20 protein-coding genes, 1 tRNA gene and 1 pseudogene are annotated in these 20,731 nt (G+C 65.4%); 10 read left to right on the top strand and 12 right to left on the bottom strand.

Annotated features, from left to right (window positions below; all coding sequences use genetic code 11):
• Positions 1-116: 116 nt before the first annotated feature.
• Complete coding sequence (locus DL990_RS23010) at positions 117-572, top strand: hypothetical protein (protein WP_125799853.1); 456 nt, start codon at positions 117-119, stop codon at positions 570-572.
• On the opposite strand, the gene DL990_RS23005 is transcribed toward DL990_RS23010, so the two are convergent.
• Both DL990_RS23005 and miaB read right to left on the bottom strand, forming a co-directional pair.
• The gene (locus tag DL990_RS23005; RefSeq protein ID WP_125785367.1) at positions 569-1,030 is read right to left on the bottom strand and encodes a hypothetical protein; all 462 of its coding nucleotides are present in this window, start codon (positions 1,028-1,030) and stop codon (positions 569-571) included. The genes DL990_RS23010 and DL990_RS23005 overlap by 4 nt on opposite strands.
• The gene (miaB, locus tag DL990_RS23000; protein ID WP_199746566.1) at positions 1,027-2,541 is read right to left on the bottom strand and encodes a tRNA (N6-isopentenyl adenosine(37)-C2)-methylthiotransferase MiaB; all 1,515 of its coding nucleotides are present in this window, start codon (positions 2,539-2,541) and stop codon (positions 1,027-1,029) included. Before miaB ends, DL990_RS23005 begins: the two co-directional genes overlap by 4 nt.
• A 16-nt stretch (positions 2,542-2,557) precedes the next feature.
• Here miaB and DL990_RS22995 point away from each other — a divergent pair, with 16 nt between their 5' ends.
• Complete coding sequence (locus tag DL990_RS22995; RefSeq protein ID WP_125799851.1) at positions 2,558-3,469, top strand: TAXI family TRAP transporter solute-binding subunit; 912 nt, start codon at positions 2,558-2,560, stop codon at positions 3,467-3,469.
• On the opposite strand, the gene DL990_RS22990 is transcribed toward DL990_RS22995, so the two are convergent.
• Positions 3,459-4,868: a HAMP domain-containing sensor histidine kinase gene (locus DL990_RS22990; protein ID WP_125785364.1), complete on the bottom strand. Its 1,410-nt coding sequence runs from the start codon at positions 4,866-4,868 to the stop codon at positions 3,459-3,461. The genes DL990_RS22995 and DL990_RS22990 overlap by 11 nt on opposite strands.
• A gap of 4 nt (positions 4,869-4,872) precedes the next feature.
• Positions 4,873-5,562 carry a response regulator transcription factor gene (locus DL990_RS22985; RefSeq protein ID WP_125785363.1) on the bottom strand — a complete coding sequence of 230 codons (690 nt, stop codon included), beginning with the start codon at positions 5,560-5,562 and terminating at the stop codon, positions 4,873-4,875.
• Positions 5,563-5,957: 395 nt separating this feature from the next.
• On the opposite strand from DL990_RS22985, the gene DL990_RS22980 reads away from it, so the two are divergent.
• From DL990_RS22980 to DL990_RS22955, 6 genes are all read left to right on the top strand, one after another.
• Positions 5,958-6,686, top strand: coding sequence for an amino acid ABC transporter ATP-binding protein (locus DL990_RS22980; protein WP_199746565.1), 729 nt, complete (start codon positions 5,958-5,960; stop codon positions 6,684-6,686).
• Positions 6,687-6,742: 56 nt separating this feature from the next.
• The gene (locus DL990_RS22975) at positions 6,743-7,600 is read left to right on the top strand and encodes a glutamate ABC transporter substrate-binding protein (protein ID WP_199746546.1); all 858 of its coding nucleotides are present in this window, start codon (positions 6,743-6,745) and stop codon (positions 7,598-7,600) included.
• An 84-nt stretch (positions 7,601-7,684) separates the two neighbouring features.
• The gene (locus DL990_RS22970; protein ID WP_233598882.1) at positions 7,685-8,380 is read left to right on the top strand and encodes an amino acid ABC transporter permease; all 696 of its coding nucleotides are present in this window, start codon (positions 7,685-7,687) and stop codon (positions 8,378-8,380) included.
• On the top strand, positions 8,377-9,282 hold the full coding sequence (locus DL990_RS22965) for an amino acid ABC transporter permease (RefSeq protein WP_125799850.1): 906 nt from the start codon (positions 8,377-8,379) through the stop codon (positions 9,280-9,282). The genes DL990_RS22970 and DL990_RS22965 overlap by 4 nt, the downstream gene beginning before the upstream one ends.
• A gap of 264 nt (positions 9,283-9,546) precedes the next feature.
• Positions 9,547-9,867, top strand: a complete 321-nt coding sequence (locus tag DL990_RS22960; protein ID WP_125799849.1) for a hypothetical protein — start codon at positions 9,547-9,549, stop codon at positions 9,865-9,867.
• A gap of 48 nt (positions 9,868-9,915) precedes the next feature.
• A complete protein-coding gene (locus DL990_RS22955) occupies positions 9,916-10,359 on the top strand; it encodes a bifunctional 2-polyprenyl-6-hydroxyphenol methylase/3-demethylubiquinol 3-O-methyltransferase UbiG (protein ID WP_125799848.1) in 444 nt (147 codons plus the stop codon).
• 147 nt (positions 10,360-10,506) lie between these two features.
• On the opposite strand, the gene DL990_RS22950 is transcribed toward DL990_RS22955, so the two are convergent.
• Together DL990_RS22950 and DL990_RS42445 are read right to left on the bottom strand one after the other, a co-directional pair.
• Positions 10,507-10,578: transfer RNA gene (locus DL990_RS22950), tRNA-Glu, on the bottom strand.
• Between the two features lie 343 nt (positions 10,579-10,921).
• Positions 10,922-11,179: a helix-turn-helix domain-containing protein gene (locus tag DL990_RS42445; RefSeq protein WP_370451369.1), complete on the bottom strand. Its 258-nt coding sequence runs from the start codon at positions 11,177-11,179 to the stop codon at positions 10,922-10,924.
• On the opposite strand from DL990_RS42445, the gene DL990_RS22945 reads away from it, so the two are divergent.
• Together DL990_RS22945 and DL990_RS22940 are read left to right on the top strand one after the other, a co-directional pair.
• On the top strand, positions 11,178-11,450 hold the full coding sequence (locus tag DL990_RS22945; RefSeq protein ID WP_125799847.1) for a hypothetical protein: 273 nt from the start codon (positions 11,178-11,180) through the stop codon (positions 11,448-11,450). The genes DL990_RS42445 and DL990_RS22945 overlap by 2 nt on opposite strands.
• A 17-nt stretch (positions 11,451-11,467) precedes the next feature.
• Positions 11,468-13,625, top strand: a pseudogene (locus DL990_RS22940) (cell division protein FtsK).
• 251 nt (positions 13,626-13,876) lie between these two features.
• On the opposite strand, the gene DL990_RS22935 reads toward DL990_RS22940, so the two are convergent.
• The 6 genes from DL990_RS22935 to DL990_RS22910 all read right to left on the bottom strand — a co-directional run bounded on the left by DL990_RS22935 (position 13,877) and on the right by DL990_RS22910 (position 20,659).
• Positions 13,877-15,070 (bottom strand): hypothetical protein, encoded by a 1,194-nt coding sequence (locus DL990_RS22935; protein ID WP_125799846.1) that lies wholly within the window; start codon positions 15,068-15,070, stop codon positions 13,877-13,879.
• Positions 15,071-15,622: 552 nt separating this feature from the next.
• Entirely contained in the window at positions 15,623-16,762 is a 1,140-nt protein-coding gene (locus DL990_RS22930; protein WP_233620544.1) for a recombinase family protein, read from the bottom strand.
• A 65-nt stretch (positions 16,763-16,827) separates the two neighbouring features.
• Positions 16,828-17,580, bottom strand: coding sequence for a succinate dehydrogenase/fumarate reductase iron-sulfur subunit (locus DL990_RS22925; protein WP_125785359.1), 753 nt, complete (start codon positions 17,578-17,580; stop codon positions 16,828-16,830).
• Positions 17,577-19,493 (bottom strand): fumarate reductase/succinate dehydrogenase flavoprotein subunit, encoded by a 1,917-nt coding sequence (locus tag DL990_RS22920; protein ID WP_125785358.1) that lies wholly within the window; start codon positions 19,491-19,493, stop codon positions 17,577-17,579. The genes DL990_RS22925 and DL990_RS22920 overlap by 4 nt, the downstream gene beginning before the upstream one ends.
• Before the next feature lie 51 nt (positions 19,494-19,544).
• Entirely contained in the window at positions 19,545-20,375 is an 831-nt protein-coding gene (locus tag DL990_RS22915) for a hypothetical protein (protein ID WP_125785357.1), read from the bottom strand.
• On the bottom strand, positions 20,372-20,659 hold the full coding sequence (locus DL990_RS22910) for a hypothetical protein (protein ID WP_016332714.1): 288 nt from the start codon (positions 20,657-20,659) through the stop codon (positions 20,372-20,374). The genes DL990_RS22915 and DL990_RS22910 overlap by 4 nt, the downstream gene beginning before the upstream one ends.
• Positions 20,660-20,731: the final 72 nt, after the last annotated feature.

Below are 20,731 nucleotides of genomic sequence, written 5' to 3'. Positions count from 1 at the left end.
TGGATGTCCCGAGCGCGTCGCAGGGGCCTTCGCGCATCACTCCACTGTGGAGGGACATATCGCTCGTTAGTGCGTATTCGGGCGCTCTCCGCGCCCAGCCGTGGTCGACTTCGATCATGAACCAGACACTGATTCCCCCAGTACGCCGGGCGTTCGCCGCCCTGGCGATCAGTTGTGCTCTGGTGGCCGGGCTCGCCCCGGCCGCATCGGCGATCGGCTCTCCCGCACCGGTCCCTGCCTCTTCCGAAGCAGGCAAGAAGAAGGTCAAGCTCGACGCCTCGCTCAGCAAGAAGCAGGTCAAGGTCAACGAAAAGGTCACCCTCAAGGGAAAGCTGCAGGTCGACGGTGCCCGTACGGACGGGACCGACAGCCTCGAAGCGATCATCGTGCAGCAGCTTCAAGGAAGTGTCTGGGTGAACATCGCCGACACGACCTGCCGGCCCAACTCGACGTTCTCCCTGAAGCTGAGCTTCTCTTTCAGCGCGGTGATCACGCTGCGGGCGTACCACCCCGAAACGACGCTTTACGCGAGCGCGTACACGTCCAGCAACCTCACCTTGCGCGTCGGCTAGCTCCGCGAGAAGGCGGCACGCATCCAGTAGACGGCCAGCGCGACGGTGGCGAACCAGGCGAGGATCATCCCGAAGCCCGGGCCGCCACCGGCCGCGCCGGTCGCGTGCGAGGACTGCTGGGACCAGATCGCGAGCATCCCGTCGACGGAGGCGAACCAGCCGCCCGCGGCGCAGACCCAGGCCAGCCACCAGCGCCGGGTCACCAGCGTGACGGCGGAGGCGAACACGCCGATCCCGGTGGACGTCGCGGCGAACAGCTGCGGGATCCCGCCGCCCTTGCCGAGCAGCACCTCCCAGCCGGCGTGCTCGCCGACCCAGGGCAGCAGCTGGGCGACCAGCAGCACGAACGCGAGCACGGCGATGGAGAATCCGCGCCTGCCCAGCTCGATCGTCTTGGCGGCCCGCTCGCCGACCTCGTCGATTTCGGCCGCGAGTTCGTCGATCTTCGGTTCGGTCACAGCGCACACCCGCTCACCGGTTCCGGCGTGACGGCCGGGGCACCGAAACCCGGCAGGCCCAGCGTCACGCCGTTGGTCTTCGGCCGGAGCCCGGCCTCGGAGTTGTCGCCCGCCTTGGTGCGGCGGTGCGACAGCAGATCGCCGTCGGCGACGAGGTGGTGCGGAGCGCCGTAGGTCACCACGGTCTCGACGACGTCGCCGGGACGCACGGAGCGGTCCACCAGCGGTCCCGTCGGCGCGAAGTGGACGAGCCTGCCGTCACGGGCACGGCCGCTCATCCGGTGCGTTTCGGAGTCCTTGCGTCCCTCACCGGAGGCGACCAGCAACTCGACGCGGCGGCCGACGATCTTCTTGTTCTCTTCCCAGGAGATGTCGTTCTGCAGCTTCACGAGCCGTTCGTAGCGCTCCTGCACGACCTCCTTCGGCAGCTGCCCGTCCATCTCGGCGGCGGGCGTGCCCGGCCGGATCGAGTACTGGAAGGTGAACGCGCTGGAGAACCGCGCCTGCGCGACGACGTCGAGCGTGGCCTGGAAGTCTTCCTCGGTCTCGCCGGGGAAACCGACGATGATGTCGGTGGTGATCGCGGCGTCGGGCATCGACTCGCGCACGCGGTCGAGGATCTTGAGGTAGCGCGCCGAACGGTAGGACCGCTTCATTTCGCGCAGCACCTTGTCCGAACCGGACTGGAGCGGCATGTGCAGCTGGTGGCACACGTTCGGCGTCTCGGCCATCGCGTCGATGACGTCCTCGGTGAACGCGGCGGGATGCGGCGAGGTGAAGCGGACGCGCTCCAGGCCCTCCACCGAACCGCAGGCGCGCAACAGCTTCCCGAACGCGAGCCGGTCGCCGAATTCGACGCCGTAGGAGTTCACGTTCTGGCCGAGCAAGGTCACTTCGAGCACGCCTTCGGCGACGAGCGCCTCGACCTCGGCCAGGATCTCGCCGGGACGGCGGTCGCGTTCCTTGCCGCGCAGCGCCGGGACGATGCAGAAGGTGCAGGTGTTGTTGCAGCCGACCGAAATCGACACCCAGCCCGCGTACGCCGAGTCGCGCTTCGCCGGGAGCGTCGAAGGGAAGGTCTCGAGCGATTCGAGGATCTCGACCTCGGCCTCGGCGTTGTGCCGCGCGCGCTCCAGCAGCGTCGGCAGCGCGCCGATGTTGTGCGTGCCGAACACGACGTCGACCCAGGGCGCGCGTTTGACGATCTCGCCGCGGTCCTTCTGCGCTAGGCAGCCGCCGACGGCGATCTGCATGCCCGGCTTCGCGGTCTTCTGCGGCCGGATATGCCCCAGGGTGCCGTACAGCTTGTTGTCCGCGTTCTCCCGCACCGCGCAGGTGTTGAACACGATCAGGTCGGGTGTGGCTTCGCCGTCACCCGGAACGTAGCCGGCGTCCTCGAGCTGCCCGGCAAGACGTTCGGAGTCATGCACGTTCATCTGGCAGCCGAAGGTGCGGATCTGGTAAGTGCGCGCGCTCATCTCGCCTTCGAGGGTACGCGGGCGGGGTTCCATGGCACGATCGACCCTCATGAGGAGACCAGGGGTGCTGGCGGCGGTGATCGCCGTGGTCTGCGCCCTGGTCGCCGGGTGCGGACCGGATCTGTCCGGGACGCGGGTGCGGATCGCCGCGGGGCTCAACGGCGGCGTGTACGACAAGCTCGCCGAGGCGCTGGCCGACGCGTGGGCCGCTCAGCTGGACACCGAACGGCCCGAGATCCTGGAGACCGAGGGGTCCCCGGACAACATCGGCCGGATCCGCGCGGGGAAGGCCGACGTCGCGTTCGTGGCCGCCGACGTCGCCACCGAGAACACGGCCGGGGTGGCCGCGCTGGCCCGCGTGCACGACGACTACCTGCACGTCATCGTCCGCGCCGACTCGTCGGTCAAGTCGTTCGCCCAGCTGCGCGGGCGCAAGGTCGCGATCGGTTCGCCGGACTCCGGTGTCGAGTTCCTTTCGAAGCAGTTGCTGAAGGCCTCGGGCCTGACCGGCGCGATCGACCAGCGCAACCTCGGCATCAACGAAGCGCTGCCCGCCCTGGAGACCGGTCAGATCGACGCCGTCATCTGGTCCGGCGGGGTGCCGACACCGTCGATCACGGAGCGGGTGCGGACGGTCGGCCTGCGGCTGCTCGACATCACCGACCTCGCGGACGCCCTGCGGGCCACCAGTCCCGTGTACCGCACGGCGACCATCCCGGTGACGGCCTACAACCTGTCGGAGCCGGTGACCACGCTGGTGCTGCCGAACTTCCTCGTGGTGCCCGCTTCGATGTCCGACGACGTCGCCGAGGCGCTGGTGCGTGGGCTGTTCGACGCACGGGATCAGCTGGTCAAGGCGGCCGGTGCGGCGCTGTCGATCGACGTCCATCCCGCCATCGAGACCTCTCCCCTGCCACTGCACCCCGGCGCGCTGCGCTATTTCAGAGCACTCAAGGATTAGCGACCGGCAGGGTCACGGTCACTTCGAGACCACCGCCGTCGGGTGAGCCCAGCCGCAGCGAGCCGTCCGAGCGGGCCATGATCTCGGTGACGATCGCCAGGCCGAGACCGGAGCCGGGCACGTTCTGATGCGCGGTGCTGCGCCAGAACCGGTCCGCCGCGCGTTCCAGTTCGTCGTCGCGCAGGCCGGGCCCGTGGTCGCGGACGGCGATGTCGACCTTCCCGTCCGTGACGGTGACGGTGACGCGGACCTCCGTACCCGGCTCGGTGAACTTGAGCGCGTTGTCCAGCAGCGCGTCCAGCACCACTTCGAGCCCCCGCGCGGGGGTGAGCACCCGCAAGCCGCCGCCCAGCCCGGAGGCGGCCAGCGACACGTCCCGCGTCGCGCCGACCACGGCCCAGTCGGCGACCCGGGCCCCCACGACCTCGTCGAGGCCGACCGGCACCAGTTCGCCGCCCGAAGCCTCGGCACGGGCCAGCGAAAGGAGTTCGTCGAGGATCTGGTTGAGCCGCCGCGCGTCCACGACGGCGGCTTCGAGGTCCGCCGCGGCCAGGTCGTCGTCGACGTGGCCGTCGAGGTTGCCGAGCCTGATCTTCAACGCCGTCAACGGGTTCCGCAGCTGGTGGGAGGCGTCGGCGACGAACGCGCGCTGCGCCGTGAGCGCCTCGTCGACACTGGCGGCCATCCGGTCGAAGGACCGTTCGAGCTGGCGCAGTTCCGGCGGCCCTCCCGACTCCCCCACCCGCTCGACCTCGCGGCCGCTGACCACCGCGGCGACCAGCGCGCCGGTGGCATCGTCGAGCCGCCGCACCGGGCGCAGGATCCAGCGCACCACCGGTACCGCGACCAGCAGCGCGAGCCCGAACGCCAGCACCGCGCCCGCCGCGATGAGCAGCCACCACCACACCAGTTCGGTCCGCGCCTTCTCGGTCGAGGACAGGGTGATCACCGCACCCCGCACCTCGCCGTCGATCAGGATCGGCTCGGCCAGCACCAGCGGTTCGGTGTTCCACGGCATCAGCAGCGCCCCTGGCTCGGAACGCCGCCCCGCCAGCGCCTGCTGCAGATGCGAGGCGATCACGGGATCCCTGAGGTCGATCCGGGCGGCCTGCCCGGGGGCGCCGAGCGCGCTGGCCACGGACTCGCCGTCCTGATCGGCGATAACCACCGGCACCTCGTAGACCTCGGTGTAGCGGCGGAGTTCGTCCTCGATCAGGTCCGGCCGGTTCTCCACCAGCGGACGCTGGGCCAGCGACGCGAACCGGGAGGTGTCGGTGAGCCGGTCGAGGAAGAGGTCGAGCTGCACACTGGCCGCCACGCTGAGCGCGAGCGGGATGCCGAGGCCGAACACGAGTGCCGCGACCAGCGTCAGCACGATCGCCTGGAGCCGGACGCGCACCGGCTCAGGCCTCTTCGGCCGGGCCGTAGGCGCCGCCGAGGCGGTACCCGACGCCGCGCACGGTCTCGATCAGCGCGGGCCTGCCCAGTTTGGTCCGCAGCGTGGCGACGTGGACGTCGAGCGAGCGGCTCTCCGCCGGGCCTCGATGGCCCCAGACCTCGGTCAGCACGTGCTCGCGCGAGCACACCGCGCCACGAGCGGAGACGACCAGCGCTAGTACCTGGAACTCCTTGCGGGACAAGGAAACCGGCTGCCCGTCGACCTGCACCTCATGGCGCCCGATATCCACCGAGACATCACCCGCCCGGATGACGCCGGGCGGTTCGGCCGCGGCAGGCCGTTCACCGCGGCGACGGCGCACGGCCTCGACACGGGCGACCAGTTCGTCGACGTCGTAGGGCTTCACCAGATAGTCGTCCGCGCCGGACCGCAGACCCTGGATCCGGTCGTCGACCTCACCCCGCGCCGAAACCACGATCACCGCCACGTCGCTGACCGCGCGGATCCGGCGGCACAGGACGATCCCGTCGACGTCGGGGAGCCCGAGGTCGAGCAGCACGACGTCGACCTCGTGCACCAGATCGAGCACCCCGGCGCCGGAGGCCAGGCGTTTGATCGTCAGGCCGCGCCGGGTCAGTGCGGGCGTCAAGGCACCCGCGACCCGGTCGTCGTCCTCCACCAGCAGTACCCGCACCCGTGTTTCCCTTTCACGCCGTCACCGCCACCGCGACGACTGAAGAACGACTCTATGGGGTGAGTCACGTTCCGCGCTGCCCGTGTCACTGCGCCGTCCGGCCCAGTGAGCACACCGACGCGGGCGGTAATGGTCACGATGCGTCACAGATCTGTTGTGACCCCGGTTACGAGCCATCCCTGCCTTGTCTAGGCTGATCAGGGCCGGACGGCGGCGGACCGGGGCCGTCCGGTGGCTTGGGAACGATACGGACTTGAAACCCTAAGTATTGGTCAAGCCGCCTTTACAAGCGGTCCGACGGGAGTAGGTTTCCGCCATCGCGTGGTGCCTGACCCCGCAGTCCCCTGCAAACGAACGCTCCTGGAGGCCAGATGACCGCGGAGGTGGCGGCGCCGATGATCAAGGCGGCCGCCGTTAACAAGTACTTCGGCGACCTGCACGTGCTCAAGGAGATCAACCTCGAGGTGCCGCGTGGGCAGGTCGTGGTCGTGCTCGGGCCGTCCGGGTCTGGCAAGTCGACACTGTGCCGGGCGATCAACCGGCTGGAACCCATCAACTCCGGCGAGATCGCGGTGGACGGCGTTCCGCTGCCCGCCGAAGGAAAGGCGCTGGCCGCACTGCGCGCCGACGTCGGCATGGTGTTCCAGTCGTTCAACCTGTTCGCGCACAAGACGATCGTCGAGAACGTCATGCTCGCGCCGATGAAGGTCCGCAAGGTCAACTCGGCGGAGGCCCGCAAGACCGCGATGGAACTGCTCGAACGCGTCGGCATCGCGAACCAGGCCGACAAGTACCCGGCGCAGCTTTCCGGCGGGCAGCAGCAGCGGGTGGCGATCGCCCGCGCGCTGGCCATGCGCCCCAAGGTGATGCTGTTCGACGAGCCGACCTCGGCGCTGGACCCGGAGATGGTCCAGGAGGTCCTCGACGTGATGACCACGCTCGCGAAGGACGGGATGACGATGCTCGTCGTCACCCACGAGATGGGCTTCGCGCGGCGTGCCGCGAACAGGGTGGTGTTCATGTCCGACGGCGAGATCGTCGAAGACTCCACCCCGGACGAGTTCTTCACCAAGCCCAAGACCGACCGGGCGAAGGACTTCCTCGGCAAGATCCTTACCCACTAAGGACTTCCCCGCCGGCCGGTATCGGCTGGACAAGATTCGGAAGGAAACTGAGAACAATGCGGTTGAACCGAGTTCTGCGAATGAGCGCGGCCGTCGTGGCGGCCGGTCTCGCCCTCTCCGCCTGTGGCGGCGGTGGGTCGGACGCCGGCAGCGGCTCCAGCGGCGCCAAGAACGTGGTGGCGAAGGCCAAGAGCGACAAGAAGCTGACCATCGGCATCAAGTTCGACCAGCCCGGCCTCGGCCAGAAGCAGGGCGACGGCACCTACGCCGGATTCGACGTCGACGTGGCGAAGTACATCGCCAAGGAGCTCGGCGTCGAAGAGTCGGGGATCACCTGGAAGGAAGCGCAGTCCGCGCAGCGCGAGGACCTGATCAAGAAGGGTGAGGTCGACTTCATCGTCGCCACCTACTCGATCACCGACAAGCGCAAGAACGAGGTCTCCTTCGCGGGCCCGTACTTCATCGCCCACCAGGACTTGCTGGTCCGGGCGGACAACACCGACATCACCGGCCCGGAGTCGCTGACCGGCAACAAGAAGCTCTGCTCGGTCAAGGGTTCGACCCCGGCGCAGAACGTCAAGGAGAAGTACGCCAAGGAAGTTCAGCTCGAAGAGCGCGGAAAGTACACCGACTGCGTGACCTCGCTGCTCAACAAGACCGTCGACGCGATGACCACCGACGACGTCATCCTCGGCGGCTACGCCGCGCAGCAGCCCGGCAAGCTGAAGCTGGTCGGCAAGGGCTTCACCGACGAGAAGTACGGCGTCGGCCTGAAGAAGGACGACGCCGAGAGCATCACCGCGATCAACAACGCGATCAAGAAGATGCAGCAGGACGGCGCGTGGAAGGCCGCTCTGGAGAAGAACGTCGGCCCGTCGGGCTACAAGATCCCCGAGCCCCCGGCCATCTCCTGACACCCGGCTCGCTGAGCCGCTGAACCAAAGGAATCGAACGGTGCGCCGTGTACCGCGGCGCACCGTTCCCATACCGAGGCTGGGTTGAGCACCTTGTTCGATTTCCTCGACAATCCCAATTACGACTTGCTCGGCGCCTTCTGGATGACGATCAAGCTCACCTTCTTCTCCGCGATCGGTTCCCTGATCTGGGGCACCATCCTGGTGGGGATGCGGGTGAGCCCCGTTCCGATCATGCGGGCGTTCGGCACCGCCTACGTCAACATCTTCCGGAACACCCCGCTGACGGTGATCATCGTCTTCACATCGCTGGGACTGTCCTCCACCCTGGGACTCAACCTGGCCTCGTCGGAGTCGACGACGTCGTTGGAGGACAACGCCTTCCGGCTCGCGATCCTCGGCTTCGTCGCCTACACCGCCACGTTCGTCTGTGAATCACTGCGGTCCGGCATCAACACCGTTCCGGTCGGCCAGGCGGAAGCGGCCCGTGCGCTGGGGCTCGGCTTCGTCCAGGTGCTGACACTGATCGTGCTGCCACAGGCATTCCGGTCGGTGATCGCGCCGCTGGCGAACGTCATGATCGCACTGCTGAAGAACACCACGGTCGCGGCGATCATCGGTGTCGCCGAGGCGTCGCTGCTGATGTCGGACATGATCGAGAACGAGTCCGACTCGCTGCTCCTGGTCTTCCTGGTCTTCGCCGTCGGTTTCGTCGTCCTGGTCCTCCCCCTCGGCCTGCTGCTGGGCTGGGTCGCCAAGAAGGTCGAGGTCAAGCGATGAGCACGCAGACCGTTCTCTATGACATCCCCGGACCGAAGGCGCGGGCACGGAACTGGCTCTACAGCGTCCTTTTCGTCCTCGTCCTGGCGTTGGTCCTCTATTACATCTACGTAGGCTTCGACGAGAAGAACCAGTGGGCCGGCGCGCTGTGGGAGCCCTTCGTCAAGGGCTCGACCTGGACCGAATTCATCCTGCCCGGTCTGCTCAACACCCTGAAGGCCGCGGCGCTGTCGATTGTGATCGCGCTGCCGATCGGTGCGCTGCTGGGCATCGGCCGGCTGTCGGAGCACAAGTGGATCCGGGTCCCGGTCGGCGCGGTCGTCGAGTTCTTCCGGGCGATCCCGGTGCTGCTGCTGATGGTCTTCGCCGCGGCGTTCTATGCTTTCTACACCGACATCGACGCCGAGATCCGCCCTCTCTTCGCCGCGGTGACCGGTCTGGTGCTCTACAACGGTTCGGTCATGGCCGAGGTCTTCCGTGCGGGCATCCTGTCGCTGCCCAAGGGCCAAGGCGAGGCCGCGTCCGCGCTGGGCATGCGCAAGACCCAGATCATGATGACCGTCCTGCTGCCGCAGGCGGTCACCCTGATGCTGCCCGCGCTGGTGAGCCAGCTGGTGGTCATCCTCAAGGACACCGCGCTGGCTGGTCAGCTGACCATCGGCTTCAACGAGCTGATCCGGAGTACCGGGCCGCTCACCGGTCTCTACGGCAACACGATCCCGACGCTGATCATCGTCGCGATCATCTTCATCGTGCTGAACCTGGTCTTGAGCTGGTTCGCGTCGTGGCTGGAGAACAAGCTGGCACGACGGAAGAAGGCCCCCAAGGGCGCCAAGCCGGTGCACTCCGCGCCGTCCAGCGTTGTCATGCAGCGCGACGACGCGAGCGGTGGAGCGCTGTAGCGGCAATAAGTAGGTGAAGGCCCCCTTTCTCGCGTTAGACGCGAGAAAGGGGGCCTTCACGTTTTAGGCACCTGATCACCCTTCAACCATTGAGTGACAGTTGATCACTCGCTTGGAGGTAGGGCCGCGGACAACAGGTGACCACATTCCGAAGATCAGTGATTTTCCATCGCTTGACCTTAGGCGAAATCTCTTCACTGAAGGGAGGAAAACTGTCCGTACTGTCGGCCGTCGTGCTTACGTTGACCGGCGCGCTTCCGGCGAATGCCACAGCGGCCGACAGCGTCTCCGTGCAAGGCGGGCTGTCACTGGTCTGCGATCGAGGCACTGTGGAAGAGCTATCGCGTAGGCGGCTACTGCGCGGAAGCCACCGGATCGGCGACCGGCACGGTCGCGATCGAGAACATCGACGGAAGCATCCTCACGTTCGCCGTGAAATCGCAACCGAACACCATTACCGGCACCGAGTGGGTCAGCGGATTGGTTCCGATCCGGGGCGTGTTCAACGGCAACGGGGCCACGACGGTGACACCGTGGCACAGCAGCGTCCAGGAACTACCTCGGCAGGACGTCGACGCGGGATAGGCCTCTTGGTCCTGTCAGGACGGTGCCGCGTCGGCTAGCGTCGGCCGTATGGCGGACCAGGCCGCGACACTGCTCGAAGCACTGCCGGACCTGGCGGGCAGGTCGGTCCTGGTCGTCGGGTGCGGCGATGGCCGCTATCCGCGCTTGTTCCGCGGGAAGGGCGCGCGCCGCGTGGTCGGCGTCGACGCGGACCAGGTCCTGATCGCTGCCGCCCAGCGCGAAGAGGAACGCGACCCCGTCGGGATCTCCTACGAAGTCCACCAGCTCTCCCGACTGCCGGTGATGGGTGCCTTCGACATCGTCCTGGCTTTCCTGGACTCTTCCGATCATCTCGGCCGCCTCGCCGCCGGCTTGGCGATGGGCGGGCTGCTCGTGGCCGTCGCCACCAACGGGCTCACCTTGGAAGAAGGCTTGCGCGACAACGGCTTCCAGGACATCGTGCTGCATCGCCACGAAAGCGGCGACGTGTACAGCGCCCGCAAGGTGACCTGAGTCGCGCACCCTGGTGTCGAGCCAGGCTGGCCGGGGCTATGAATCCCGGCCGGTCGCCGGACCGTGCGCGTCTGGCGGTATGGGACACACGGACCCCACACCGCCGCACCGGTACGACGGAACAGGTTTCCCCGCCGTGCCGGGGCGTAGCGCGTGTGGGAGTCGAACCCACGTCACCGGGGTGAAAACCCGGTATCCATTCCGCTGGACCAACGCGCCTTGGCCTGGAACACAGTCCGGCACGCACGCGCACCGGACTGCTTCGTTCCAGAAATCAGGGTTCACCGAAAGAAAAGCCGCCCGGTTCGGTTTCCCGAAGGGCGGCTCCGCAGCTGCGACGTCCTGCTAGGACGACGGCGGGGAGCCGTGTTTCTCTTCCATACCAAGGGCCATGGCGTAACAACGTCGCGTCATGCGTCCTCCTTGGTGGTGTGCGGTAAGTGTGCGACAAGCGGGTGAGTGGGGGCAAACAAATTAAGGCTCGTGAGTGGTAAGGAGGGTTAGAGTGAACCTACATTTGTTGACCTACTTGTGACCTGCGGGGTTCTGGTTGGATCGCTGGTCAGCTCCGCCCACGTGGGCGGAGCTGTACCCCTTCAGCAAGTAGGATCCTGCGGGTTTGGTTGTAGCTCATGCCGTGTTTCGCGGCTAGCTGCCGGATCGAGCGACCATCGCGGTAAGCATTAGCCAAACCGGGCGGGGCCGGTGGTAGGAGAATCTTCGGAGGTCGCAAGATCACTTCGGAGTTCAGCAGCAGAGTACGGACCTTCCGATAGCCGAGGGTGTAGATCCTCGCCGGGGTCGGTGTCCTGCTGGTCATGTTCGTGGTGTGGCGGTTCAGCGCCCGGAAGGCACGGCGAGCTGCTGACGCGGCCAGGGCAGGCGCCCGGGTGGTCTCGCTCGCCGGACGCGTCCTGTTCACGGGCGCCGCGTTTGTGGGCGTTCAGTGGCTGGTGATCACCCACCCCGGCAATCCGACGCTGCTGCTCGTGGTGCTCGCAGTGCCGGACTTGATCGCGGCACACGTGCTGATTCGGGCGCTCACGGTGACGTCGCTGGACACCTCACCCCGTGGCGGTGGTCGCCGATGAACGCTGACGACAAGACCATGAACGGCACGTCTGCCTTAGCTCGCAAGGATTCACGGGAGATCGAACATGTCGGTCCAGTGCTCGACGCTGAACTGATCGATGACACGTTGCCGCAGCCTCGCGGCCGGACGGTCCGGCGCCGGTTGGTGCGGTGGTGGCTGCATTCGCCTCGGGTGCCGTTGTGGCTGAAGAGCAAGCCGCAGGCGGTACAGGCTGCGAAGGACGCGGTTGTGGCGGTGCTGAAGTCGCCGTGGCGGTACCTCCGCGCGGTCGTACGCGGTCTCGTGGCCGGTGCCCGGTGGTGGCGCACCTGGGTCACGGTGCGGGACTACCGCACGGCGGCAGAAGAGTCGGACAAGCTCGCCGACAAGTTCACGGATATCCGTGAACTGACCTTGTTCCGCTGGAAGGTCACCGGCGCCGTGCTCGCCGTGGCGGCCGTCGCGGTCGCGATCGTCCATCTCGTGTACGGGAGCGATCCACTGTGGATAGCCGGGGCCGCCGCATCGGTGGCGCTGGCGATCCTCGGTCGCCGTAAGGACGGCAGCCCGGGCCGTAAACCGGCGCTGGCGGGGCCGCGCGCTGACCTGGACGATGGACCCGCAAGTCCTGGTGGACGCGTTCCGGGACGCGAAGCTGATCGGGAAGGACGAGAGCCTGCGCTTGGTCGAGCGAGCGCACCGGATCGGCGACGGCTGGGCGATCACCGTTGATCTCCCGGCCACGCGCAAGGCGGCCGACGTGGTGAAGAACCGCGAAGCGCTCGCCTCCGCGCTGGCGGTCGATGAGGTACAGCTCATCGTGGAACGTGTCCGGGGCAACGGCGGGCACGCCGGGCGAGTGTCCATGTGGGTCGCGGATGAGGACCCGTACGCGTCCCCTCCGTTGCGGACACCCCTTCTCGGTGCGACGCGGTGGGATGCGTGGCGGGCGGTGCCGTTCGGTCGTGACGCACGGGATCGACGGATTGATCTGCCGTTGGTGTGGACGTCGCTTCTGATCGGTGCCATTCCTAGGCAGGGCAAGACATTCGCGGCACGCCTCGCCGCAGCAGGCTTGATCCTGGACGCATGGGTCCGGCTGTATGTGGCGGACTTCAAGGGAGGAAAGGACTGGGACGCCGCCGGTCAATTGGCATATCGGTTCATGTCAGGCGACGAACCCGAACACGTCCTGTCGCTAGTGGACTGGCTCGTCGAGCTGGTCGCGGAGGTCCAAGGCCGATACCGGCGGATGCGGGATCTTGACGACCTGACATGCCCGGAATCCAAGGTCACCCCGGACATGTCCCGGGACAAAGCCCTGAACATGCCGATCACAGCGATCATCATCGATGAAGTTCAGCTACCACTAGAGGACCGGACACCTGTTGTCGTGCAAGGAAAGAAGGTTCCTGCGGGCGAGTACATCGGCGAGTTGCTGACCTGGCTGGCGAAGAAAGGACCAGCCGCCGGAATCGTACTTATACTCGCCACTCAACGGCCGGACTCCAAAACCATCCCGTCCGGTCTACGAGCGGTACTCGGCTCACGGTTCGCCCTGCGGGTGATGGACTGGCGCGACTCCAACATCGTGCTCGGAGAGCAGATGAACACCCGGGGCTACGACTCCAGCCGTCTCCTCCCGTCACACAAAGGCGTAGGCATCCTCCGGCCGGACGGAGACACCGCCGCCGGGGCCGACGTGCTCGCAATGACGGTCCGCACCTACTACATGCCGAACGAGGATTGGCAGGCCATCTGCCAGCAAGGCCGCGCCCTGCGCGAAGCAGCCGGGACGCTGACCGGACACGCGACAGGGCAGGACACCACACCCGCGCTCGATCACGCCGCCGTCGTTCGCGCGATCGGCGCAGGGGCCACCACCACGCGGACGCCGGAACAGGCCGACGTCACGGAGGTGCCGGAACCGCTCGCGTCCGTCGTCGCCTACCTGGGTGACGACCTGGACGACGGCGGCAGGGACTTCGTGCCCACGTCAGAACTAGCCGATGCCCTGACCGTGGAACCCGCCACGTTTGGACAACAGATGGGCGAGTTCGGGTGCCGACCGGAACGTAGCCGGGTGCCGGGGCAGGACGGAAAGGTCAGGCAGGTACGCGGCTACTTTACCGCTGATATCCGCGCCGCCGTTAGCCGTATGCAAGTGGGCGAGGTGGCGCCAGATGACGGCTGATAGGGCACCCGAGACAACCTCGACTGATGATGAATCAGCCACCTACTGGCAGGAAGTGTGTGCGGCCATGCCACCAATGTCTGCCGCCGATATTGCGGCAGTCGCACATATTCTTCGAGAGATTTCGGACCGTCGCCAACAGGGCACAACTCCTCGACCTAGCCGTCGGATAAATTTGGTTTCACGGCAAGATAGAAGTCTTAGTCTGTCATATGAGAATGGATACCCCTTGACGAAAGCCGCATATTCGACTATTCCTTCGGAATAGAAAGCACTCTTTCAATGAAATCTTTCAGGTATTCATCGACTGGAGCTGATCGATTGGATATGCTAATTGATTGACTACCAGACTCCTTCCCGTCGACATTAGTTGCAGTTGCAGTCCATTGAACTTCGATTTCGCGCACCTCGGGATCGGTGACAAAAAGTACCAGTGGATCAAGGGTTACAGAACTGTCAGGCCTCAAAGTTATTGGCGAAAATGAGACTTCGCAAGTTTCGCCGACTTCAATCAATACATCTGCATCTTGGATGAATAGAGATTTGGGCACACCTGCGTATTTGTGAGGCGAGGCAAGAAGGTCGAAGCTGGAGAGACGTTTGACCCGATACGGGCCATATGGTCGCGGACGCCTGGGGGGCACCGGGTCCGGCTTGCGAAAGTCTGACTCAACCCCAGCGTTTGCCCCTCGAATAGTCAGGGTTACCGCAACGTTCTCGAACACTTTTTCCGTATCGTTCTTTAATGTAAAATGCACACTTCCTAGCGAGTGTTCGACAAATTCCCAGATCAGGTGATTCTGGGCCGCCTCCAGAAGGCCTGAATAGTATATCGCTACTTCTTGGCGAAACGCTTCGGGGCTTCGCTCTTCTGGTTCCACGCTATAGCCGAACGAGAATGCTGACGAAATAGTTTCACGCAGAGACGTGAGCGCCTCGTCTGCCTCGGCGAGTTTCTCAAGCTCGCCAGCGGTCATTTCTTCTCCGGAGGCGCGTTTGGCAAGTAGGCGCTCAGCCTCCCTGACCGTTAGGCCTTTTCCTCTCGCCTTGAAATCGCTAATTTTGCGGACTCTCGTACCTGACCTCAATTCACCAGGCGTTGGCGAGGCGAGAGTATGTCGCATTGAATCTAGTAGCTTTACTACCTCCCTGCGAGCCATTGACTCAATTACGCTTTTGGAATCAATTAACCGAGTGATGCCCGCGTCGGGCACAAGGGGGTCAATTGATACCTTGATTCGACTTTTTTGCGAGGTTTGCCACTGTTGAAATTGAGGGATTGCAATCGCGGTTGCGGCAAATACAACTCCGACTACAATGAAGACCACAAGAGGAATGCCCGAAAGCGACTTGCTCATTGCGGTTACAAAGAAGACCCCGCCTGCCGATAAGCACGCGGTCGTGACAAGGAGCCATCTGGGCACCTTCAGGGCAATGTCCTTCATAGCTATCGAGAGTACGTGACTCAGCTCACGACAGCGAAGGGCGCCGCTCGACCGGGTTCTGGCGTGACGCATGAGGGCGCATAGCCGTAATCTGACGCAGCACCCACCGTTGCGATCAAGTGGATACGCAGTGTTACATGAGGAGGGCCCCTTGTTCGCTCAGAATCCTGTGGAACTTTCTGCGTTTGGCTCGATTGGGCGCAGCCGCGTACGATCGAACGTCCTACGGCCGGTCGTTATCGCAGGATTGAGGACCAGCTTCCAGTCACCTACCGCACGGTGAAGCATGGCTCGCCGCTCGGGTACACCGCCTGCGTCCCATTCAGCGCCGACAGAGGCTTTACTCTGGACTGCCACTGGCCCGTCCAACTGCCCGCCAGAGAGTTGTTCACGTTCGGCGGCGTACTTCGCAGGGTCGGCCACTAAAGGTGCATTTGCTCGGTCGAATGCTGTCAAGCTCATTTCTCGTCGTCCCAACCGCTCCGACAATGCTTCTTGAACCTTGTCGCACTCAGCGATCAACGCGTCGAGTTCCGCCAGGCGTGAGCCGACCTAGGCATAGGCGGCACTGATCGCCGCCGCGAACCGGGGATCAGACAACCGTGTCATCACGAATTGGCGTAGCTCGATATCGATCAGTCGCGCGTCTGCCGCAACCTTCCCGCAGCCTCGGCGCGACGTCAGGCAAGCATATTGCCGCCGCTTCTCTTCGGTGCCTTTGTACACGCCCGAATGCGGGCGACCATAGAGCAGGTTGCCGCACCGGCCGCATCTCACGATCCCCGAGCCCACGTAGCGGTCACCCGCGATCCGCCCGCGCCGACGCCCGGCGAACAAAGCCCGCAGTCGTTCAAAGTCGTCCGGCTCAATGACCGGTTCGCCGTCCATGCGCCCCACGATGTCGCCGTCGTGCTCGATCAGCCCGGCATTGCGCGGCCGTAGCATCACCTCTTTGACCGTCTGGCCGATGAAATCCCGGCCGGTCGAAGTATGCAGTCCATCCGCGTTCCACTTACGTGCAAGTTTCGCGCAATCAGTCGCTCCTGCCAGCAACGGCGCTACTGCGTGTGCGATCGCCGCTCGCTCCGCCACTACCTGCGCCGCCGGGACCTCTACCCTGTCACCCTTCACAGGGCTACCGCCGAGCGCGCGACGTTCCAGCCCAGGAAACCCAAACGGCCTCGGTCCGGGATGAGCCACGCCCTTCCTGCGAAGCACGTCGAACCGACGCTGAGTGCGACGCTGAGTATCGTCCGACGAACGGGCTGCATGTGCGACCTCAATCCGCAGAATGAACCGGTCGTTCGGATCCGACAGGTCCCGTGCTCCGTGCGCAGACGCGACCGTGTATCCGGAGTCGCCGAGTTCGATCAGTCGTTCAAGGTCCTTCGGCTGGCGGAACAACCGGTCGACGTGCCATACGCAAACTCCGTCCGATTCGCCAGATTCTAGCCGTGCTAGCAGCCGTTCCCAGCCTGGCCGCCTGGCGCCCTTACGCCAGGCCGACATACCGTCGTCAAGGTCGAGACCCAGCACGCCACCCATACGTTCGATCACCTTGCCGTTGTCGGCATGCTGGGTCTCGATCTTCTCTAGTTCGCCCGTTTCCGGCACACGTGATAACCGTGCGTACGAGTCGTACACCGGCCGCCGCGCCGTCTCACCAGCGGTAATGTTCTCGTAAGCACTCATACGGACGACAGTAGGTCAACAAATAAGGGTTCGCTAGAACCCTCCTTACCACTCACGAAAGGTGACTACTTGTCCCGCCGGAACAGCTTGTTCCCCAGCCATACGATGGGGTCGTACTTCCGGTCCGCGACGCGTTCCTTCATCGGGATCAGCGCGTTGTCGGTGATGTGGATGCCCTCCGGGCACACGTCCGAGCAGCACTTGGTGATGTTGCAGTAGCCGAGCCCGTGTTCCTCCTGCGCCTCGTCACGCCGGTCGGCGACGTCGAGAGGGTGCATCTCGAGTTCGGCGATCCGCATCAGGTACCGAGGCCCGGCGAAGGACTCCTTGTTCTCCTCGTGGTCACGCACCACGTGACAGGTGTTCTGGCACAGGAAGCACTCGATGCACTTGCGGAACTCCTGCGAGCGCTCGACGTCCACCTGCTGCATCCGGTACTCCCCCGGCTTCAGCTCCGGCGGCGGAGTGAACGAGGGGATCTCGCGGGCTTTGGTGTAGTTGAACGACACATCGGTCACCAGGTCGCGGATCACCGGGAACGTCCGCATCGGCGTCACGGTGATGACCTCGTCCTCGGTGAAGGTCGACATCCGGGTCATGCACAGCAGCCGCGGCTTGCCGTTGATCTCCGCCGAGCACGAACCGCATTTGCCGGCCTTGCAGTTCCACCGCACCGCCAGATCCGAGGCCTGGGTGGCCTGCAACCGGTGGATGATGTCGAGGACGACCTCGCCCTCGTTGACTTCGACGCTGTAGTCCTTCAGCTCACCGGAGTCGGCGTCGCCGCGCCACACCCGGAAACTCGCCTTGTAGCTCATGCCGGGCTCCCGGGGTGCGAGGCCAGTTCTTCGTCGGTGTAATACTTCCCCAGCTCGGAGAGTTCGAACAGTTCCAGCAGATCCTGACGCAGCGAAATCTGTTCCTTGACCTCGATGCCGACTTCCGGCACCACCGGGTTGTCGCCCGGCGTGGCCGAGCAGACCAGGAGTTTGTTGCGCCACTGGGCGTCCATGCCCGGGTGGTCGTCGCGGGTGTGCCCGCCCCGGCTCTCGGTCCGCAGCAGCGCGGCACGGGCGACGCATTCGCTGACCATCAGCATGTTGCGCAGGTCGACGGCGAGATGCCAGCCGGGGTTGAACTGCCGGTGCCCTTCGACGGTGACCCGCTTGATCCGCTCGCGCAGTTCCCCGAGCTTCTCCAGCGCCCGCTCGATCTCCTCCGACTTCCGGATGATGCCGACGAGGTCGTTCATCGACTGCTGCAGTTCGGTGTGCAGGCTGTACGGGTTTTCCTCGACGCCGTCACCCGGCGGGTCGAACGGCGCGAGCGCCATCGCCGCGGCGGCGTCCACATCGGACTGGCTGACCTTGGGGCGATCCTTCAGCTCCGACACGTAGGACGCGGCACCGAGTCCCGCGCGGCGGCCGAAGACGAGCAGATCCGAGAGCGAGTTGCCGCCGAGCCGGTTCGAACCGTGCATCCCGCCCGAGCACTCGCCCGCGGCGAACAGCCCCGGCACGCTCGACGACGCGGTGTCCGGATCGACCTCGATCCCGCCCATCACGTAGTGACAGGTAGGGCCGACCTCCATCGGTTCCTTCGTGATGTCGACGTCGGCGAGTTCCTTGAACTGGTGGTACATCGACGGCAGCCGTTTGCGGATCTCCTCCGCGGGCAGCCTGCTGGCGATGTCGAGGAAGACCCCGCCGTGCGGCGACCCCCGGCCCTCCTTGACCTCGGTGTTGATCGCGCGCGCGACCTCGTCCCGCGGCAGCAGGTCCGGGGTGCGGCGGTTCTTCTCCTGGTCGGTGTACCAGCGGTCGGCTTCTTCCTCGCTGTCCGCGTACTGCCCCTTGAACACGTCGGGGACGTAGGAGAACATGAACCGCTTGTCCTCGGTGTTCTTGAGAACCCCGCCGTCACCGCGGACGCCTTCGGTGACCAGGATCCCCTTCACACTCGGCGGCCAGACCATGCCCGTCGGGTGGAACTGGACGAACTCCATGTTGATGAGCGTCGCCCCGGCCCGCAGTGCCAGCGCGTGCCCGTCACCGGTGTACTCCCACGAGTTCGAGGTGACCTTGAACGACTTCCCGATGCCGCCGGTGGCCAGCACCACCGCCGGGGACTCGAACAGGATGAACCGGCCGCTCTCGCGCCAGTACCCGAAGGCACCCGAGATCCGGCCGTCGTCGGTCAGCAGCTCGGTGATCGTGCATTCGGCGAAGACCTTGATCCTCGCCTCGTAGTCGCCGGTCTCCTTGAAGTCCTCTTGTTGCAGCGAAACGATTTTCTGCTGCATCGTGCGGATCAGTTCGAGTCCGGTGCGGTCGCCGACGTGCGCCAGCCGCGGGTACGTGTGCCCGCCGAAGTTGCGCTGACTGATCCGGCCGTCGGCGGTGCGGTCGAACAACGCGCCGTAGGTCTCCAGTTCCCAGACCCGGTCCGGCGCCTCCTTCGCGTGGAGCTCGGCCATCCGCCAGTTGTTGAGGAACTTCCCGCCGCGCATGGTGTCGCGGAAGTGCACCTGCCAGTTGTCGTTCGAGTTCGCGTTGCCCATCGACGCCGCGCAGCCGCCTTCGGCCATCACCGTATGCGCCTTGCCGAACAGCGATTTGCACACCACCGCGACGCTGAAGCCGCGTTCACGGGCTTCGATGACCGCGCGGAGACCTGCGCCGCCGGCCCCGATCACCACCACGTCGTAGTTGAGCCGTTCGACCTCGGTCATAGAAAGAGCCACCTCAAAGCTTGTCGCCGGGGACGGGAGATTCCCGCGCCGCTAGTTGATGAACCGCAGATCCGAAATCGCACCGCTGGCCACGAGCATCACGTAGAGATCGGTCAGCACCAGCGTGCCGAGCGTCGTCCACGCCAGCGCCATGTGCCGGGTGTTGAGCTTCGTGATCTGCGTCCAGATCCAGTAGCGGACCGGATGTTTCGAGAAGTGCTTGAGCCTGCCGCCGGTCACGTGACGACACGAGTGACAGGACAACGTGTAGGCCCACAACAGGATCACGTTGCCGAGCAGCACGATGTTGCCGAGCCCGAAACCGAAACCGCCGGTCTTGCCGTGGAACGCGGTGATCGCGTCGTAGGTGTTGACCAGCGAGACGACCACGGCCACGTAGAAGAAGTAGCGGTGGACGTTCTGCAGGATCAACGGCAAGCGGGTCTCACCGGTGTACTTCGCGTGCGGTTCGGCGACCGCGCACGCGGGCGGCGAGAACCAGACCGCGCGGTAGTACGCCTTGCGGTAGTAGTAGCAGGTCAGCCGGAAGCCGAGCAGGAACGGCAGGACGAGGAAGCCGAGCGGGATGAAGCCCGGCAGTTCGCCGAACCACGCCCCGAAATGCCGGGAGCCTTCGACGCAGGATTCCGAGACGCAGGGCGAGTAGAACGGCGTCAGGTAGTGGTACTCGGGCACCCAGTACGCGGTGCGCACGAACGACCTGATCGTCGCGTAGATGATGAAGGCGGAGAGGCCGAGGACGGTCAGCAGCGGGGAAAGCCACCACCGGTCGGTGCGCAGCGTTTTCTCGGTGATCCGGGCCCGCGACGGTGCGCGGACCCCCGTACCCCGTCCGGCCTCGTTGCCGGCGGGGGCGCTCACCGCTGGTCGCGCTTGTAGCCGCCGACGCCTTCGTCATCGGCGCCTTGCCACAGCGCCGGGTCGTAAGGCGTGTCGGGAACCTGGACACGATCGGCGGCCTTCGCCTGCGCGGGCACCGCGTTCGGGGTCGTGTCGAGATCGGTCGCGTCGATGTCGAGCCGCTCGACGTCGTTCGCCAGGCGTCGTACCGCCGAGGCGTCGCCGTATCGGGATCGCAGCGCGCCGACGCACTGCCTCAACTGACCGATGGCTCGCCGAAGCTCGGCGATCTCTGTGGTGGACATCGGTACCTCCCGATGGTCGGTTCGGTTGGCCGCTTGAGCCTTCGAAGGCAAGCGATCCTCGCCGTCTCGACT

Origin of the sequence: Amycolatopsis sp. WAC 01416 (genome assembly GCF_003947485.1) — a bacterium.
Lineage (GTDB): Bacteria > Actinomycetota > Actinomycetes > Mycobacteriales > Pseudonocardiaceae > Amycolatopsis.
The sequence above is the reverse complement of the archived record's forward strand: the minus strand, read 5'-3'. Positions and strand labels throughout refer to the sequence as shown.